19 protein-coding genes are annotated in these 17,336 nt (G+C 63.5%); 12 read left to right on the top strand and 7 right to left on the bottom strand.

From position 1 onward, the window contains the following. Nucleotides 1–72 precede the first annotated feature (72 nt). From AC5ZFO_RS13535 to AC5ZFO_RS13525, 3 genes are all read left to right on the top strand, one after another. On the top strand, nt 73–1,536 hold the full coding sequence (locus AC5ZFO_RS13535; RefSeq protein ID WP_282524285.1) for a GH1 family beta-glucosidase: 1,464 nt from the start codon (nt 73–75) through the stop codon (nt 1,534–1,536). Nucleotides 1,537–1,815: 279 nt separating this feature from the next. After that, entirely contained in the window at nt 1,816–3,048 is a 1,233-nt protein-coding gene (locus tag AC5ZFO_RS13530) for an acetyl-CoA C-acetyltransferase (RefSeq protein ID WP_282524284.1), read from the top strand. Nucleotides 3,049–3,404: 356 nt separating this feature from the next. Then, the gene (locus AC5ZFO_RS13525) at nt 3,405–3,707 is read left to right on the top strand and encodes an HU family DNA-binding protein (protein WP_014493658.1); all 303 of its coding nucleotides are present in this window, start codon (nt 3,405–3,407) and stop codon (nt 3,705–3,707) included. Nucleotides 3,708–3,779: 72 nt separating this feature from the next. On the opposite strand, the gene AC5ZFO_RS13520 is transcribed toward AC5ZFO_RS13525, so the two are convergent. The 4 genes from AC5ZFO_RS13520 to AC5ZFO_RS13505 all read right to left on the bottom strand — a co-directional run bounded on the left by AC5ZFO_RS13520 (nt 3,780) and on the right by AC5ZFO_RS13505 (nt 7,482). Further along, a complete protein-coding gene (locus AC5ZFO_RS13520) occupies nt 3,780–3,944 on the bottom strand; it encodes a hypothetical protein (RefSeq protein WP_282524347.1) in 165 nt (54 codons plus the stop codon). After that, nucleotides 3,941–6,334, bottom strand: a complete 2,394-nt coding sequence (gene lon, locus AC5ZFO_RS13515) for an endopeptidase La (protein WP_282524283.1) — start codon at nt 6,332–6,334, stop codon at nt 3,941–3,943. Before lon ends, AC5ZFO_RS13520 begins: the two co-directional genes overlap by 4 nt. A gap of 8 nt (nt 6,335–6,342) precedes the next feature. Further along, nucleotides 6,343–6,726 carry an Hsp20/alpha crystallin family protein gene (locus AC5ZFO_RS13510; protein ID WP_014493661.1) on the bottom strand — a complete coding sequence of 128 codons (384 nt, stop codon included), beginning with the start codon at nt 6,724–6,726 and terminating at the stop codon, nt 6,343–6,345. A 186-nt stretch (nt 6,727–6,912) separates the two neighbouring features. Continuing rightward, nucleotides 6,913–7,482 carry a YciE/YciF ferroxidase family protein gene (locus tag AC5ZFO_RS13505; RefSeq protein ID WP_496122158.1) on the bottom strand — a complete coding sequence of 190 codons (570 nt, stop codon included), beginning with the start codon at nt 7,480–7,482 and terminating at the stop codon, nt 6,913–6,915. A 150-nt stretch (nt 7,483–7,632) separates the two neighbouring features. Between AC5ZFO_RS13505 and AC5ZFO_RS13500 the strand changes: the two genes are divergently transcribed. The 4 genes from AC5ZFO_RS13500 to AC5ZFO_RS13485 all read left to right on the top strand — a co-directional run bounded on the left by AC5ZFO_RS13500 (nt 7,633) and on the right by AC5ZFO_RS13485 (nt 11,925). Continuing rightward, nucleotides 7,633–8,259, top strand: a complete 627-nt coding sequence (locus tag AC5ZFO_RS13500; RefSeq protein WP_282524281.1) for a MarC family protein — start codon at nt 7,633–7,635, stop codon at nt 8,257–8,259. A 176-nt stretch (nt 8,260–8,435) separates the two neighbouring features. After that, the gene (locus AC5ZFO_RS13495) at nt 8,436–9,083 is read left to right on the top strand and encodes an L-fuculose-phosphate aldolase (protein WP_282524280.1); all 648 of its coding nucleotides are present in this window, start codon (nt 8,436–8,438) and stop codon (nt 9,081–9,083) included. A 13-nt stretch (nt 9,084–9,096) separates the two neighbouring features. After that, nucleotides 9,097–10,884, top strand: coding sequence for a chloride channel protein (locus tag AC5ZFO_RS13490; protein ID WP_496122157.1), 1,788 nt, complete (start codon nt 9,097–9,099; stop codon nt 10,882–10,884). A gap of 180 nt (nt 10,885–11,064) precedes the next feature. Further along, a complete protein-coding gene (locus AC5ZFO_RS13485; RefSeq protein ID WP_282524278.1) occupies nt 11,065–11,925 on the top strand; it encodes a hypothetical protein in 861 nt (286 codons plus the stop codon). Nucleotides 11,926–11,960: 35 nt separating this feature from the next. Here the strand turns inward: AC5ZFO_RS13485 and AC5ZFO_RS13480 are convergent, their stop codons facing one another. After that, a complete protein-coding gene (locus AC5ZFO_RS13480) occupies nt 11,961–12,113 on the bottom strand; it encodes a hypothetical protein (protein ID WP_282524277.1) in 153 nt (50 codons plus the stop codon). A 3-nt stretch (nt 12,114–12,116) separates the two neighbouring features. Next, nucleotides 12,117–12,374, bottom strand: a complete 258-nt coding sequence (locus AC5ZFO_RS13475) for a DUF2798 domain-containing protein (RefSeq protein ID WP_282524276.1) — start codon at nt 12,372–12,374, stop codon at nt 12,117–12,119. A gap of 289 nt (nt 12,375–12,663) precedes the next feature. On the opposite strand from AC5ZFO_RS13475, the gene AC5ZFO_RS13470 reads away from it, so the two are divergent. From AC5ZFO_RS13470 to AC5ZFO_RS13460, 3 genes are all read left to right on the top strand, one after another. Then, a complete protein-coding gene (locus AC5ZFO_RS13470; RefSeq protein WP_282524275.1) occupies nt 12,664–13,059 on the top strand; it encodes a hypothetical protein in 396 nt (131 codons plus the stop codon). 424 nt (nt 13,060–13,483) lie between these two features. Then, complete coding sequence (locus AC5ZFO_RS13465) at nt 13,484–15,409, top strand: AI-2E family transporter (protein ID WP_282524274.1); 1,926 nt, start codon at nt 13,484–13,486, stop codon at nt 15,407–15,409. A gap of 441 nt (nt 15,410–15,850) precedes the next feature. Continuing rightward, a complete protein-coding gene (locus AC5ZFO_RS13460; protein WP_282524273.1) occupies nt 15,851–16,222 on the top strand; it encodes a hypothetical protein in 372 nt (123 codons plus the stop codon). 353 nt (nt 16,223–16,575) lie between these two features. On the opposite strand, the gene AC5ZFO_RS13455 is transcribed toward AC5ZFO_RS13460, so the two are convergent. Further along, the gene (locus tag AC5ZFO_RS13455; RefSeq protein ID WP_282524272.1) at nt 16,576–16,791 is read right to left on the bottom strand and encodes a hypothetical protein; all 216 of its coding nucleotides are present in this window, start codon (nt 16,789–16,791) and stop codon (nt 16,576–16,578) included. Between AC5ZFO_RS13455 and AC5ZFO_RS13450 the strand changes: the two genes are divergently transcribed. Both AC5ZFO_RS13450 and AC5ZFO_RS13445 read left to right on the top strand, forming a co-directional pair. Further along, entirely contained in the window at nt 16,772–17,017 is a 246-nt protein-coding gene (locus tag AC5ZFO_RS13450; protein ID WP_282524271.1) for a hypothetical protein, read from the top strand. The genes AC5ZFO_RS13455 and AC5ZFO_RS13450 overlap by 20 nt on opposite strands. Before the next feature lie 27 nt (nt 17,018–17,044). Beyond that, nucleotides 17,045–17,332: a hypothetical protein gene (locus AC5ZFO_RS13445; protein ID WP_038934641.1), complete on the top strand. Its 288-nt coding sequence runs from the start codon at nt 17,045–17,047 to the stop codon at nt 17,330–17,332. Nucleotides 17,333–17,336: the final 4 nt, after the last annotated feature.

The following is a 17,336-nucleotide window of genomic DNA, read 5'->3' as shown; positions in this document are numbered from 1 at the left end:
AACTCCCGCTTTTCAAGCAGCTTCCGACACGCCATTGTGCCGCCGCAACAATCGTCTCAAGGGGCAGTATCAATGTCGGACAAGGTCTCGCGTCGCCAGTTTGCCAAGCTGGCGGGATTGTCCGCAGCCGGTATCGCAAATCCGCTGGAGGCCGCCGAGATAAAGCCGGCGCCGGCGCCGCGGGGCGTGGACGGCTTTCCGGCGGGCTTTGTCTGGGGCACGGCGACCTCGTCCTATCAGGTCGAGGGTGCGGTCGACGTCGACGGGCGGGGGGCTTCGATCTGGGACAAGTTCGTGCGCATCCCCGGCAAGATCGAGGACGGCACCACCGGCGATCGCGCCGTCGAGCATTATCACCGCTACAAGGAGGACATCGCGCTCATCAAGGAGCTCGGCTGCAAGGCCTACCGCTTCTCGGTGGCATGGCCGCGGGTGTTTCCGGACGGCGACGGCAAGCCGAACCCGAAGGGGCTCGACTTCTACAATCGTCTCGTCGACGAGCTCCTCAGGAACGGCATCGAGCCGTGGCTGACGCTCTATCACTGGGACCTGCCGCAATCGCTCCAGGATCGCTTCGGCGGCTGGCGCTCGACCGAGACCTGCAAGATCTTTGGCGACTATGCGGGCTATGTCGCCGAGCGCCTGACCGATCGCGTCAAGAACGTGTTCACGCTGAACGAGAGCGGACGTTTCGTCCAGTTCGGCTATGGCCTCGGCATCGACGCGCCCGGCGTGACGCTGCCGCAAGCGGAAGTCAACCAGGTCAGGCATAACAGCGCGCTCGCGCACGGGCTCGCGGTGCAGGCGGTGCGGGCGCACGGCCGCCGCGGCACCAGGGTCGGGCCGGCCGAGAATATCGACGTCTGCGTTCCCGCCATCGACACGCCCGAGCATGTCCGTGCAGCCGAGATCGCGCTGCGCGAGATGAATGCCGGCTATCTCAACGTCATCATGACCGGCCGGTATACCGACGCCTTCCTGAAATACGCGGGCGCCGATGCGCCGAAATACACCGACGCCGAGCTGAAGGTCATCTCCTCGCCGGTCGACTTCCTCGGTCTCAATATCTATGCGCCGCAGAACTATGTGGTGCCCTCCGACCAGGGCGCGGGCTTCATGCCGCTGCCGATCCCGAAATCGTTCCCACACATGAACTCGAACTGGCTCCGCGTCGCGCCGGAGACGATCTACTGGGTGCCGAAGCTGGCCGCAAAGATCTGGAAGACGGATGCGATCTACATCAGCGAGAACGGCACCTCCGGCGATGACGTGGTGACGCCCGACGGCAAGATCTACGACACCGATCGCATCATGTACCTGCGAAACTATCTCGCCCAGCTCCAGCGCGCCACCGCCGAAGGCGTGCCGGTGCGCGGCTACTTCCTCTGGAGCCTGCTGGACAATTTTGAATGGGTGTTCGGGCTCAACAAGCGTTTCGGGCTCTATCACGTCAATTTCGACACCCAGGTGCGCACGCCGAAGCTCAGCGCGACCTTCTACCGCAACGTGATCGCGAAGAACGCGGCGGGGGCGTAGCTTTCTCTCCCTCTCCCGCATTTTTCCGCCGCGCGTAAAATCCGACCTCTTCCCGCAGGCGGGGCGAGGTGACGCAAGATCGCGCGGCCACGGCCGTTTAGCCTGACAAGCCAATCGCTTCACCGGTATCACCGCGCCTCATGCGGAACCCGCGCTTCTACTGTGCATGGGGTTGTTTTTCAGTTTTTTGCAAGGAGGCCGCGCGGCACCGCACGTTGACTCCACTCTTCCCCTGATTCAGAAACGACATCAACACCCATAAACAAGAGGACAACGCCAATGGCTGACGCGCTGATCATCGATGCCTGCCGGACCCCGCGGGGCGTCGGCAAGGCCGGCAAGGGAGCACTCTCGGGCATTCATCCGCAGCAGCTCGGCGCGACCGTGCTGCGCGCGCTCGCCGACCGCACCGGCATCGACACCGCCGATGTCGACGACATCGTCTGGGGCTGCAGCGCGCAGGTCGCGACCCAAGGCGGCGACCTCGGCCGCATGTCGGCGCTCGATGCCGGCTACGACGTGCGCGCCAGCGCGGTGACGCTGGATCGCTTTTGCGGCTCCGGCATCACCAGCGTCAACATGGCGGCCGCCTCGATCATGTCGGGCACCGAAGACCTCGTCGTCGCCGGCGGCTGCGAGATGATGTCGATGGAAGGACGCCGCGGCGGCGGTCCGATGATGATGGACTCCGGCAATCTGCGCCTGCGTGCGCGGCATCCGCAGTCGCATCAGGGCGTCTGCGCCGACGCGATCGCGACGCTGGAAGGCATCACGCGAAGCGACGTCGACGCGCTCGGTCTCGAAAGCCAGAAGCGCGCAGCGCAGGCGATTGCCGGCGGCCACTTCGAGAAGAGCCTCGTGCCCGTGCATCGCGATGACGGCAGCCTCGCGCTCGACCATGAAGAGTATCCGCGGCCGCAGACCACGATGGAGGGGCTGAGCGCATTGAAGCCCGCATTCCCCGCGATCGCCGACTATGCGCTCGACGACAAGGGCACGACCTATCGCGGCCTCATCCTGCAGAAATATCCGGACCTGAACATCGACTTCATGCATCACGCCGGCAACTCGTCCGGCGTCGTCGACGGCGCCGCCGCGATCCTGCTGGCATCGCCCGCCTATGCCAGCGCGCACGGCCTGAAGCCGCGCGCTCGCGTCGTCGCGATGGCCAACATGGGGGACTCGCCGACCCTGATGCTGAATGCGCCGGTGCCGGCCACGCGCAAGGTACTGGCGAAGGCGGGGCTCTCGATCGACGACATCGACCTGTTCGAGATCAACGAGGCCTTTGCGGTGGTGGCGGAAAAGTACATCCGCGACCTCAAGCTCGACCGCGCCAAGGTCAACGTCAATGGCGGCTCGATCGCACTCGGCCATCCCATCGGCGCCACCGGCTCGATCCTGATCGGCACCGTGCTTGACGAGCTCGAACGGCGCGACCTGAAGCGCGGTCTCGTCACCATGTGCGCCGCCGGCGGCATGGCTCCCGCGGTCATCATCGAGCGTATCTAGCGCGAGCGAAGCTCGTCGCGCCCCTGTAGGAACGGGGTGAGAGAGCAGCTGAGGCGCCGCAACACGACGATCTAGCCTTATTTTTCAGGGTGAATCGCGACCGGCCTCCCACAAAGAGGCCGGTCGTCGCTTGTCGAAAGCAGCGAATCAGCTTTAGCAAGGCGGCGTGCGGGCCTTTGAAACAAGGCAAAAACCGCTGCCGGAGGCTCCTTCCGCTCTGGAAGCCGCTGAAAAGCAGGGTTTTTTGCCACAGAGGGCCAAAAAAGCCCGTAAAATCGCGACAAAACTGTGCAGAAGGCTCTGGGCCTTCAACGGTTGGTCTAATATGCAACCGGCAACGAATCAGAGGAGACACGATGCCAACCCAAATGTCCAAATCGCAGCTGATCGAAAAGATTGCGACCGCCACCGAGCTTTCCAAGCGCGACGTCAAGAGCGTCATGGAGACGCTGACCGACGTCGGTCACAAGGAGCTCAAGAAGAACGGCCTGTTCCTGGTGCCGGGCTTCGCCAAGTTCGTGGTCATCAAGAAGCCCGCGACCAAGGCGCGCAAGGGTACCAACCCGTTCACGGGTGAAGAGATGATGTTCAAGGCCAAGCCGGCCCGGAAGATCGTCCGCGCCCGCCCGGTCAAGGCCGCCAAGGACGCGGTGGGCTAACAACGCAAAGGCCCCCTCGGCTAGGAGGGGGCCTTTTGTTCGGGGCTGCCGCGAGGGCTTGAGACGGAGGGCTCAACCCTTGCGGCGCTTCACCCGGACCGGAACGGGCTGAAGCCGCGGCCCTGGTGCCGCCAGCGCATCGCGAACCCGGTCGATCGCACGGTCGAGCAGCTGACGCAGCCGCTGCGTCTTCCGCGATCGCTTCGCTTTTTCCAGCAACTTCTTCATCGCCTTCACTCCGCTGCTTCGACCTTGGCATCAGCCGGCTCGAGCGCTGCGGCGATGGCCTCGTCGACGCGCTCCAGCCAGATGAATTCGAGGTTGTCCCGTGCGCTCTTCGGGATGTCGTCGTAGTCCCGCTTGTTGCGCGCCGGCAGCATCACCCGCTTCAATCCGGCGGCGGCCGCAGCCACCACCTTCTCCTTGATGCCGCCGACCGGCAGCACCAGACCGCGCAGCGAGATCTCGCCGGTCATCGCGGTGTCGCTGCGCACCGTGCGATTGGTGAGCAGGGACGTCAACGCCGTGAACATGGCAACGCCCGCGCTCGGTCCGTCCTTCGGGGTTGCGCCCGCCGGCACGTGAACGTGGATGTCGTTCTTCTCGAACACCGACGGATCGATGCCGAGCTGTGTCGCCTTGCTCTTCACCAGCGTCATGGCAGCCTGCACGCTCTCGCGCATGACGTCGCCGAGCTGGCCGGTCAGGATCATGCCGCCCCGGCCGGGCACGCGCGAAGCCTCGATGAACAGGATGTCACCGCCGACCGGCGTCCAGGCGAGCCCGGTGGCCACGCCCGGAATGCTGGTGCGCTGCGCGATCTCGCCCTCGAAGCGCGGCTGGCCGAGCACGGTGGCGATGTCCTTCGGGCTCACCACGACCTTGGCAGCCGTGCCCTCCGCGACCTGCACCGCGGCATGGCGGAACAGCTTGCCGATCTCGCGCTCGAGGTTACGCACACCGGCCTCGCGGGTGTAGCCCTTGACCACCAGCTTCAACGCCTCCGGCTCGATCTCGGCCTGCTCGGCCGTCAGGCCGTTGGCCTCCAACTGCCGCCGCACCAGATAGCGCTTCGCGATCTCCAGCTTCTCCTCTTCGGTGTAGCCGGCGAGGCTGATCAGCTCCATGCGGTCCAGCAGCGGACCCGGAATCTGGTCCAGCATGTTGGCGGTCGCGATGAACACCACGCGCGACAGGTCGAACGGCACGGCCAGATAGTTGTCCCGGAACGTCCCGTTCTGCTCGGGGTCGAGCACCTCCAGCATGGCGGCCGAGGGATCGCCCTGCACCCCACGGCCCATCTTGTCGATCTCGTCCAGCATCATGACGCAGTTCCGCGTGCCCGCCTTCTTGATGCCCTGGATGATGTTGCCGGGCAGCGCGCCGATATAGGTGCGCCGGTGACCGCGGATCTCGGCCTCGTCATGCACGCCGCCGAGGCTGACGCGCACGAAGGGGCGATCCATCGCGCGTGCGATGGATTGGCCGAGCGAGGTCTTGCCGACGCCGGGCGGGCCGACGAAGCACAGGATCGGCGCCTTGCCCTGCGGAGCGAGCTTGCGCACCGCCAGATATTCGATGATCCGTCCCTTGATCTTCTCCAGGCCAAAGTGATCGGCGTCGAGGATGCGGCGTGCTTCCTTGATGTCGATCGGCTTCTCCGCGGGCAGCGCCCAGGGCAGCTCGATCAGCCAGTCGAGATAGGTGCGGACCATCCCGGACTCACCGGCGGCCTCGGGCATGCGCTCGTAGCGGCGCAGCTCCTTCTTGGCGTGCGCCTCCGCTTCCGGCGGCATGTTGGCCTTGGCGATGGCAGCCGTCAGCTCGGCGACTTCGGCCGCCTTGCCGTCGCCTTCGCCGAGCTGGCGCTGGATGGTCGCCATTTGCTCGCGCAGGATCGCCTCGCGCTGCCGCTCGTCGAAAGAGGCCTTGGTCTTCTGGCCGATCTCGTTGGAGATGCGCAGCACCTCCAGCCGCTCGGCCAGGTGCTTCGACACCTTCTCGACGCGCAAGGCGAGGTCGATGGTCTCCAGCACCTCCTGCTTGTCCTGCGGCTTGATGTCCATGAACGAGGTCGCCAGGTCCGCCAGCGCGCCGGGCGCGGTGGTGCTCTGGAACATCGCGACCAGCTCGGGCGGCGCCTGCGGCAGCAGCTCGATCGCCTCGATGGCCTGGCGCTGCAGGTTCAGCGCGCGCGCCTCGATCTCGGGCGAACTCGTGGTCGGCTCGGGGATCTGCTGGAAACGCGCGGCCAGGAACGGCGTCCCCGGCAGGAAGTCGAGGATGCGGGCGCGCTGCACGCCCTGGCACACGATGTGATGCGTGCCGTCGGGCGCGGTGATGTAGCGCACGATGTTGGCGATGGTCGCGACCCGGTAGAGATCATCCGGCCCGGGCTCCTCGATCTCGGGGCTGCGCTGCAGGACGATGCCGACCGGCCGCTGCTCGCGCAGCGCCTGCTGCGCGGCAGCGATGGACTTCGCCCGGCCGATCGCGATCGGCGCGATGGCGCCGGGAAACAGCACCATCTCGCGCACCGGGATGACAATCAGCGCGTCTTCGGGAATCTTCACGTCGGAATTGTTTTGGGAATTGGTCTGTGCGGTATTCATCTGCTCGGTGGCCATGATCGACCTCAGGATTTGGCGAGGCGCAGCGCGACGCAGCCGTCCATCACGAAGCGGCTGATGGCGTAGCGGCCGACGGGAAGCGCGATGCGCCGCTCGAAGCGGCCCTGCGGCAGCTCGAGCCGGTGGATGCGGGCGTTGCGAAGCTCCGGCGGCAGCGTGCGCTGGCCGGAGATGACGAGCACGCCGTCGAGGATCACCGTCTCGACATTATCAGGGTTGACGCCGGGAAGCGCGACCAGGATCAAAAGCTCATGCTCGGTCTCGAGCACGTCGATCGGCGGCTCCCAGCAGGCTTCCTGGCGGCCGAACTGCTGGCGCAGCCGTTCGGCGCGGGTCAGCGAGTCCAGGGCTTCGGACAGCATCCAGTCGAGGGGATTTTTGGGTTGCATGGCAAAACTCGGGGAAGGCGCTGCGGTTGGAAAACGAGCATATGGGGACGGTTCCCCAAAATTCCAGCATCGCGCGTTTGGAGCATGCCTGGCCTCTCCAACCGGAAAGGCCCTTGTAGTCGCACGCTTCGACGCCGCGGGGATATTCCGCGGCATCGAAGGCAACAGTTGGGCGCGTCGCGTCGATCAGGCTGCGGCGCGGTACTCCTCTTCCGCTTCGAGGTTGATGACCGAGGTCGCGAGCTCGGTCAGCGTGTGATCGGTCGCCTCTTCCTCGTCCAGCGTCTCCTGGAGAAGCCTTGCCGCATCCGGCATGCCGAGCTCCTCGGCCCAGGTGCGCAGCGTGCCGTAGCGGGAGATCTCGTAGTGCTCGACGGCCTGAGCGGCTGCGAGCAGGCCGGCATCGAGGGCAGGGGCGTTCTTGAAATCCTTCATGATCTCGGCGCCCTCGTCGGTGATGCCGTTGATCGCTTCGCAGGGCTTGCCGCGGGCCGGCTTGCCCAGCATCTTGAAGATCTGGTCGAGCCGTTTGACCTGGCCCTGCGTCTCGCGCAGATGCTTGTTGAAGGCGGCGGCAAGGTCCTTGGAATGCGCGGCCTTGGCCATCTTCGGCAACGTCTTGGTGATCTTTTTCTCGGCGAAATAGATGTCCTTCAGCGTCTCCAGGAACAGGTCGCTCAACATCTTCGGTGCCTGACGCGGACGGCGCGCCGCGGTCTTTTTCGCGTTCGCACGTTTCTTTGCTCGTTTAGCCATAAATCCTCCTCTTGAGGCGACATGGGAAGGCATGCCCTTCCTCAATCCTCGGGCGATAAAGACTCTTCGAAAGCAATTGTTCCTCGCGAAGGCTGCCGCGGGCCGCTATGGCTTGCCGCCTGAGCTACGCTCGCCCGAGACGCCTGACCCATGCTCGACTTCGCCCTGTCCGCCTTCGTGACGCTGCTGCTGGTGGTTGATCCCGTCGGCCTTGCGCCGGCCTTCCTGGCCGCGACCGGAGGCATGCCCGACAAGGTCAAGCGCACGATCGCGCTGCGCGCGCCGCTGATCGCGGCCTCGATCCTGGTAGTGATCTCGTTGGCAGGAAACTGGCTGTTGCGCCAGCTCGGGATCGGCATCCCCGCCTTCCAGATCGCCGGCGGACTGCTGCTGTTCGGCGTCTCCTACCAGATGATCTTCGGCGACCGTCCGCATCGCGAGGCGCGCGAGGCCGACAAGGCGACCTCGGAGCATGCCTCCGACGTCGCGGTGTTTCCGTTGGCCATCCCGATGATGGCCGGTCCCGGCGCGATCGCGACCACGCTGCTGCTGACGGGCAATGCCGGCTATGGGACCAAGCTCGCGATCATCATCGCGGTTGTCGTCTCCGTCTGCCTGCTCTGCATGCTGTGCTTCGTCTCCGCGAGCCTGATCGCGCGCACCCTCGGGCGCACCGGAAATGCCGTGCTCTCACGCGTGCTCGGCATGCTGCTCGCGGCCTATTCGGTGCAGTTCGTGATCAACGGGATCGCGGCCGTCCGGGCGAGCTTTTCGTAAACCTGCGACAATCTGCTAATATACTGATTTTACAATTGGTTTCTTGATGTAACGGTACAGACGGCAAGGCAGCAGCCAATCCCGGCCGCTTTCTCTTGCACTGCCATATAGCTTTGACGTACTCCCGGTCTAACAAAGGTCCATCGTCAAGAAGCCGAGAAGAAACCGAGATATCGATGACAGCGGACGAGCTCGCAAAGAGACAGGCCATCATCGACGCGTGCCGCCGCATGAACGCGCTCGGCATCAACCAGGGCACCTCAGGCAATATCAGCGTCCGGCATGTGGACGGGCTTCTGGTCACGCCGACCAGCGTGCCCTATGACGCCATGACGCCCGACCAGATCGTGTTCATGGCGATGGACGGCTCGCATGCCCCCGGTCAGAAGCCGTCCAGTGAATGGCGCTTCCACCGCGACATCCTGAAATCGCGGCCCGACGTCAACGCCGTCGTCCACGCCCATCCCACCTATTGCACCATCCTGGCGATCATGGGCATGGAGATTCCGCCCGTGCACTACATGATCGCAGCCGCCGGCGGTGACAGTATCCGTTGCGCACCCTATGCCACTTTCGGAACGGCGGAACTGTCCGAGCATGCGCTACGGGCGTTGGAGGGCCGGCTCGCCTGCCTGCTCGACCATCACGGCATGATTGCGGTCGGCAAGACGCTGGACAAGGCGATGTGGCTCGCCGTCGAGGTCGAGACGCTGGCGCGGCAGTATCACGGCTGCCTCCAGATCGGAAAACCGCCGCTGCTGTCGAGTGCCGAGATCGAACGGGTCCGCCAGCGCATGGCCGGTTACGGCATGTCGGAAGGGTAGGGCGGGCAAAAAGGTGTTCGCGCGGATCAGACACATCACCGATCGCAAGGGATCGAACCGCGTCATGGTTCGCCTGCGCGCGCTCTTGCGCAGCAACGAGTTCTACCTGATCCCGCTGGCGCTCGTGATCGGTACGCTTACCGGCGCCATCGTGACGCTGATGGCCGAGATCGCGCAGATTGCCCATATGGTGATCTACGGCATTCCCGTCGACGTTCGCCTATCCGCCCACGCCCGGGTCAGCCCCTGGGCGGCCCTGCTCGCGCCCGCGCTCGGCGGACTGGCGCTCGGTATCATGGAATGGTGGCGGCGGCGGCTGAAGATCTCCAACGCGGTCGACCCGATCGAGGCGAACGCGCTGCGCGGCGGCAATCTGTCGATGCGCGACAGCATGGTGGTGTCGAGCCAGACGCTGATCTCGAACGGCTGCGGCGCTTCGGTCGGCCTTGAGGCCGGCTACACCCAGATCGGCTCGGGCATCGCCTCACTGTTCGGCAAGTTCTTCAATCTGCGCCGCAACGATTTGCGCCTGATCGTCGGTTGCGGCCCCGCCGCTGCGATCGCAGCGGCGTTTGGCGCGCCGATCACCGGCGCCTTCTATGCCTGCGAGCTGATCGTCGGCGTCTATTCGGTCGGCAGCGCCGCGCCGATCCTGGCGGCCTCGCTTGCCGGCGCGCTGACCGCGCAATGGCTCGGCGGCGCGCCGTACTCTATCGAAATACCGAAGGTCAGCGCGGTCGGCGTCGAGCAATATCTGGCGCTGATAGGGCTTGCGCTCGTCACCAGTGGCGTCGGCATCGCGGTGATGCGGTCGTCTTCGATGTTCGAGCGCCTGTTTATCTGGCTGCCGATCTGGCTGCGCCCGGTGATCGGCGGCCTTATCGTCGGCAGCTTTGCCATCGTCACGCCGCAGGTGCTCGCAGCCGGCCACGGCGCCATGGTGCTGGATCTGTTTCACGACATGACGATCGGCCTGATCGCGATCATCATCGCCTTGAAGGTGACGGCCTGCCTGATCTCGCTCGCCTCGGGTTTCCGTGGCGGTCTGTTCTTTGCCTCGTTGTTCGTCGGCAGCCTGATCGGAAAGTTCTTCGCTGCGGTTCTTTTGCTCATCAGCCCGGAATTCGTGATCGACCCGCTGGTCGCGATGCTGACGGGTATGGCGACGCTCGGCGTCGCCATCGTTGGCGGCCCCTTGACTATGTCGTTCCTCGTGCTGGAAATGACCCGCAATGTCGACGTCACCGCCGTGGTGCTGGCCGGCTGCATCGTCACCTCGATCTGCGTCCGCTTCATGTTCGGCCATTCCTTCTCGACCTGGCGCCTGCATCTGCGCGGCGAGACCATCCGTAGCGCCAACGACGTCGGCTGGCTGCGCAACCTCACCGTCGAGCGGCTGATGCGCTCCGACGTCGGCAAGGTGCCATCGACCACAACGATCGCCGCGGTCCGCAGCGAATTCGCGCTGGGCTCGCGGCCCGGCATCGTCATCGTCAACAATGCGGACGAGTATGTCGGGCTCGTTCTGCTGCCCGACCTGTTCTCGAGCGACCTCGACACCATCGCCGACGACATCCAGGTGATCGAGCTCGCCCGCCTGACCGAGATCGTGCTGATCCCGGAAATGAACGTGAAGTCGGCGATGGCCGTGTTCGACGAAGCGGAAGCCGAGATGCTGGCGGTGGTGGATTCCACCGACAGCCGCAAGGTGGTCGGCTTCCTCACCGAGACCTTCGTTCGCCGTCGCTATGTCGAGGAGATCGACAAGGCCACGCGCGGCGTGCTGGGGGCGCTGTCGTAGGGGTCAGCGGCCTCGGGGTCGAGAGAGGTATTGGGGGAGGGGGGCATGTCACCCGGAGCCGTCCGGCCTCCGAATCTCCTTGAAGGCGTCTTGCTTTGGACAAAGCGCGTCAGCGATGATCAGGGCAAGCAAATGCGACGGACGCCTTCGGGCGACATTGGGCTGGGAAGGGGACCGCCAATGAACTCCGTGACGACACCGATCGAGCCGCGTTATGCGCCGTCCGCGCGCATGGACGAAGAGCTCACGCATACCTTCGAGAAAATCAAGAGTGTGGATGAAGAGATCGCGCGCGCCAGCGAGCAGCTTGCCCGGCTGGAGCGCGATGCCGTGCGCAGTCGCCCGCGGCGTGGCGGGACGGCGCTGCGCGGCTTCGTCGGTCTGGGGCTGGCTGCGGGGATTGGCATCGCCGCCTTGGTCTCGCAATCATCCCACGGTGATACGGTCAGGCAGATGATCGCCGGTTGGGCGCCGCTGCACGCTGCGACGTCGTCGCAGTTGCAAGCAGAGCCGGCGCGCGAAGCTGAGACGAGCCCGACTGCTCAATTGGCCGAGGCATCGCCACAACCGGCATCCGCCGCCGAAACCATACCAGAGGTAGTCGCGCCAACCGGCAGCACGCTGCCGCCGGAGTTGACCGAATTGCTGCAGAAGCTGGTGAGTGATGTCGCAAACGTGCAGCAAGGCATCGATCAGCTCAAGGCGAGCCAGGCGCAATTGAAAGCGAACCAGGACCAAATGTCGCTCGACAGTCTCAGGCTTGCCGATGAGTTGAAGGCAGGCCAGGAACAAATGGCGCGGCTCGTCGCCAAAGTGCCTGGAGACAAGGCGTCTGAAAACAACACGCCGGATAACAAGATGCCCGAGATCGCCGGGAAAACGACCGACCGGTCGAACGCGGGGCGGAAGACGAGCGCAGCACCCGTGCCTGCGCCACGTCCGGCTGCGGCCCAGACGCGCAAGCCGGCGCCGGCAACGTCGTCACCGCATGCCGCGGTGCGACGGCCGGCTCCGGTCCAGCTGCAATCAGCGCGACAATAGTCGCGATCGATATGGGCCCGTAGTCGCGGCCGCTTTCACGACAACGATCGCCCCACATCGGTGGTGCCGACGCCGTCGAGCACTGTCGCCGGCATCGCGCCGAGTAAGGCGGCGATCATGCCGCTTTCGAATTCGCCGAGCCGCACCAGCGTGACGCGGATTATGCCGCTGATCGCTATGGCGCCCATCGCCTATCGGCCTGGTTGAGGAGGGGAAGCGACGACGCACGCCACGATCCGTCGGACCAATGGCAGCACCATCAGCAGCGTTGGAAAGGCGACGAGCCATGACAGCGCCCAGGCGCCCGGCCAGGTCGCGAGGAACGCCGGCGTCGCGCCGAGGCTCCGGAGCGTCGAAATGACCGACACCACGGCCGTCATGAGGATGGACAGCACGAATGGCATCACGATCGGCGCATAGCGCGCCGGCAGTTTGCGAACCGCAATCATCTGATTTCTCTTGAGGAAAAGGACGCGTCAGTCACGTTGAACCTGCGAAAATGCATCGATCCCGACGGCGTCGGTTGATGCGTTGGTTCACGTGAAACGCTTACGGCGACCGAAAAACGGCGCGGCTGTTCATTATCCGCTCAGGTTGAGTGGTTCAAGCTGGATCTGGTCGTTCGGTTTACAATCGTTCGAAGCGTGGCAGATCGCCGCGATCACGAAACTTTTCAGTGGTTTGCACGTTGTGGATCGTTTCATATTTTGACTTTGAACAAGAACAAAGGACGCCGAGATGAGCGATAGGCCCGTAAATTCAAGGTTCGGCCGCAACACCGCGCTGGCTGCGTTTGCGAGTCTGGCTCTGGCGACAGCTTCCGTCTCGCCCTCGTCTGCGGCGCCGGCCGGTTCGCCGACCGTCAGCGCGGACTCTGCGACGCCTAGCAGATCCGTAGCGACCGATTTCAGTGCCGCCCGGCGCCACCGCTACTATCGCCGGGGTCCAAATGCGGCAGGGCTTGCCTTCATGGGCGTGGCGGCAGGTCTGATCGGAGGCGCCATCGCGGAGAGCCGGCGCCAGGAGTACTACGAGAATCGCTATTATGACGGCCCGGGTCCTTACTATGGTGGTCAGGGATATTACGGTGGCGGTCCCTATTACGGTCCGCGTGGCTACTATCAGCCTTACTAGGCGCCTGTTCTCGCCGTAGTCCGGATTGCACGGAGCGTGTCATCGTGCGGCGCTTCGCGCCGTCCCGTTGGCTCCGTCCGGGCTAAGCGGCTCTGTGTTTGCCCGAGGGGCAAAACACCCGAGAGGGCGTCAAACCGCGCGGGCGAGATTATTCTAATTTACCGAAATTTGGATTTGTCATATGTGTCACCCATCCCGGCTCACCAAGAGGGCGATCTTGTGTCGTCACTGTCGCGAGCCGGGCTTGCGGTGGACGCGACAGCGTCGGGCGCGAGCGGTCAAGGGCGGGGCGGATTGCTCTCCGTGAGCCCAAAACTTCGCGCCGGATGAGCTGTCGGAACAAGTTAGTTCGGTGTACGATGGTGTCGCGAAGGAGAATTCACCCACGTATGGGATGAATGAGCCGCGCCATGGAAGACGCGCCATGGAAGAGAAATCTCCTCAAATAAGATTGGCACAGCCGCCGGGGACTGTGCTGACGAATATGGCCGTCGCAGCGTTGATAATTGCTGCGCTCTATTTCGGTCGTGAAATTTTTGTTCCCTTCGCGTTAGCAGTTCTCCTGAGTTTCGTTATGGCGCCCTTCGTGATGCGCTTACGTTCCTGGCGAATTCCGCGCACGATTTCTGTGCTGGTGGTCGTCTTCATCGGATTCTCGATCATATTTAGTCTGGGCGGTCTTATGGTTTCGCAGGCGACCCGGCTCGCCACCAAGTTGCCAGGCTATCAACAAACATTGAGCGACAAGATCGAAAGCCTGCGCGGCTTAATGGGCGGCGGCTCTGGAACATTGGAGCAGGCGTCGACAGTTCTGAAAGAATTGAAGACAGAGTTGCAGAATCGAGATGGGGCCGGCCGACCTGCTGACGGCGAACTCACCAGACAGCCCTCAGACAAGCCGATACCCATACCCGTTGAGGTAAGGCAACCCGATCCTGGTGCTCTGTCGACGTTTGGCGCAATCATCCAGCCACTGATCTCACCTTTAACGACGACAGGGATCGTCGTGATCTTTGTTGTCTTTGTCCTGCTGCAACGGGAAGATCTGAGGAATCGGCTTGTCCGACTGGCCGGATCCGCGGATATTCAACGCACGACCGCGGCCCTGGACGACGCCGGTAAGCGTCTGAGCAAGCTCTTTCTTACCCAGATCGCGTTCAATGGCGTGTTCGGTCTTGCAATAGGCTTAGGTCTTGAATTCATCGGTGTCCCCTCGGCTCCGCTATGGGGTCTGATCGCGATGATTATGCGATTTGTACCGTATATCGGTGCATTGATATCTGCGGTATTCCCTCTCATTCTCGCGGCGGCGGTGGGCACGGGCTGGCAGATGCTGATACTTACGGCGGCATTGTTCGTCGTGCTTGAGTTGCTCGCAGGACAGGTCCTCGAACCCTTGATTTTTGGGCATAGCTCGGGTCTTTCCCCGATTGCAATTATCCTGTCAGCGTCATTCTGGACGTGGCTTTGGGGGCCGGTCGGATTGGTGTTGGCCACGCCCCTGACAATATGTCTCGTCGTCCTTGGGCGGCATGTCGATCGTCTTAAATTCCTTGACGTTATGCTTGGCGACCGACCACCGCTGACGCCGCCGCAACTGGCTTATCAACGAATGCTGGCGGGAGATCCCATTGAAGCGGTGGAACAGGCGCATGAATACCTGAATGACTCGTCGCTTGAGAATTATTATGACGACATCCTCTTGAAGGGCCTGAGACTCGCGGAGGCCGACCGTCAATTGGGTCACCTCGATCAGGACCGATTAAATCGGGTAGTCTCAACGGTGGAAGAATTGGTCGCTGAGCTGGGGGCACACCATGACGTGGAAGCAACAGGACCCAGTTCCCCGGATCTAAGCTCAAGCCCGGGAGCTGCCATTACATTCGAGCGAGCAGGCTCCGAGCACGCTTTGATTCCGGAGCCGCCGACCTCGTCTATTTCGGTCGTTTGCATCCCTGGTGCCGGGCGACTCGATGAGGCGACGGCGCTTGTGCTGGCGCAGCTTCTGCGGTACCGCGGGATTCAGGCAATTGCGGAAAAGGCTGATGCTTCAGCAATGTCGAAATTGCTTTCGCTCGAATTGGCAAACACCGCGCTTGTATGTGTCTGCTATCTGAGTCAGCCGTCCACCGCCAAGATTCAGCACGTCATTCGAGGGCTCAGTAAAAGGATTGGCGCAACCCGTATCCTGTTCGCTTTGCTGGGAACGGGAGCTGCAGAAACGGTGGGAAACGCTTCCAACGCGTTGGTAGCAAGCGGGTCGTTCGGCGCAACCTTGGAAGCAGTCGTTCACGTGACCTCCGCGCAACCTGATGCGTCGGATCAGGCGAAGGCAGCTGCTCCGGCGTAAAACGAATCTTTTGCCCCTCTGGATTGCCGGGCGTCGCAGAGCGACCATCCGCATCGGTCACCGGGTCCTGTGGAGAGCAAAAGGATGGGCGGGGACCGCGCGACGGCGACCCTTGCGAATATTTGCCATCGCGCATTCCCGATTTTATTTAATGCGAACCGGTGCACAAACGGCGGACGCGATGTGGCGAATGCCGTAATCCGAGGACCGTTAGTGAAGCCCGGTTTGGCGCAAACCGCACATTTGGCCGGACCCAAAAGCTTCAGCAGGGACAATAGCGATCATTGCGACACGCGCGTGGAATGTCCACTCACGTCTCACAAGCAAAACATTCGGTTTGCACCGCCGCCATGACCCTTTGACCTAGGTCAATACTCTCAACGTGGGTTTACCTTGGGAGTAGCAACTAATCGGAGCGACTGCACTCTTCGCCTGTATCTCGTGCGTAACGCCGATATCGCTCGTCTGCAGTACGCGCAGGCAGCGATAGAAGCGTTGGGTAAGCTTTCGCCGGAAGAACGGGCAGCGTTCGTGAAGATGCTGCAGGAGCGAGCCGCCGCGCGCGGCGTGGCGCTACCTGGAGAAGTGGTCCCCGAACCGAAGGAACTGGGCGAGGTGCTCACCGATCTGCATGGGAAGCCCGGTCAGCTCCGGGATATCCTCGCCAGTGGCGATGCCCAGCCTCACGAGCAAGCCCAACCGTCGAACCCGATCATCGACATACTTGCGTCCCCGCAGGCAAAGGCCGTGCTCGCGGGGATCGCGGCCATGGTGGTCAAGCGTGTCATGCAGGGTTCATCCCGGACCGCGTAGCGCATGCGTGAGGCCCGCAGCCAAAGTCCGGTTGGGGTCATTCGGTTGACCTATCGGCAAGTCCGGGCAAGGTTCGCTATGCCGCCAAAATCGTAAGCGAGTTATCCTGTCGCGACGCAACAGGAACGAACACGATGACCGAGAGCGACGGCCCGCCCATCGCCAAAGGGTCTGCGACTGTCAGCGCGTCGGCCATTGGTGCGTCTGCAGCACTCGCTGTCATCGCCCGGGGGCCCATGTCTCCGCATTGTACCGTGTCGCTTTCTGTGTCCCGGCTCTGCGCAGCAACGCTTGCGCGTTGCGGCGCGTCCGGGACACGAGAGACGTCGCAGCAACCGCGTTCTACGCCCGCATCATCGCCCCGCTGGTGCCGACAGCGCGCCGTTGGCGTAGCGCTGCCAGTTGGGTGTGGTCGACTGCGACGGCCAGAACGCGTTGGAGTCGCGGACCGACTGGCTGATCGGGGCGGGGTGTGCCTTGCTTCTGCGGTGGCGGTCGCTCGCGGCGGCGGTCTGGATGGTGGCGGCGGCAATCAGGGTGACGCCGAGAATGGCAAAGGTCCTTCGCATGGTTGTTTCTCCCGTGACGGCGATTCAGGCTGTGAGAAAGATGTCGCCTGTGTTCGCGGTCGTGGCTGACATGGCGATGTCCCCTGCCGAATATCAGCCGGGCCGGTTTCACGATCCCAAGCGCGGCCATCACGTTGGGGCGAGCAAATTTTTTAGCCCCGGCCAAATATTCGGCAATCGTGCCCGCAGCGCCGGTGGACTTGCCCCCGGCAATCCGGTTCAATGAGGTGAATTGAGTTCTCAGGCGACAACGATGTCGAAATATCTGCTGGTCCTTCTCCTGATCGCCTCGCCGGCGGCCGCGCAGGTTAAGCTCACGCCAAAGACCTCGGCAGCGCATCCAGATCCGTGCGCCCCGATCGGGCGGACAGCGGACGGCAAGCTGGTCTACTCCATGAAATGCGAGAATCTGCCGGCGCCGCCTCCGCCTCCGCCACAGGCGGAACTGAAGGAGGCGCCCCCTTCGGCCGCGCCCGCCGCCGAGCCCGAGCCGGAGGTGCGGCGGAGCGGTATTTTCGGCTGGTCCTACGACCGCAGATGACGGG

It is taken from the genome of Bradyrhizobium sp. Unk1 (assembly GCF_059512345.1).
Note: the sequence above shows the minus strand (reverse complement) of the source record. Positions and strands in the feature narration are given on the sequence as shown.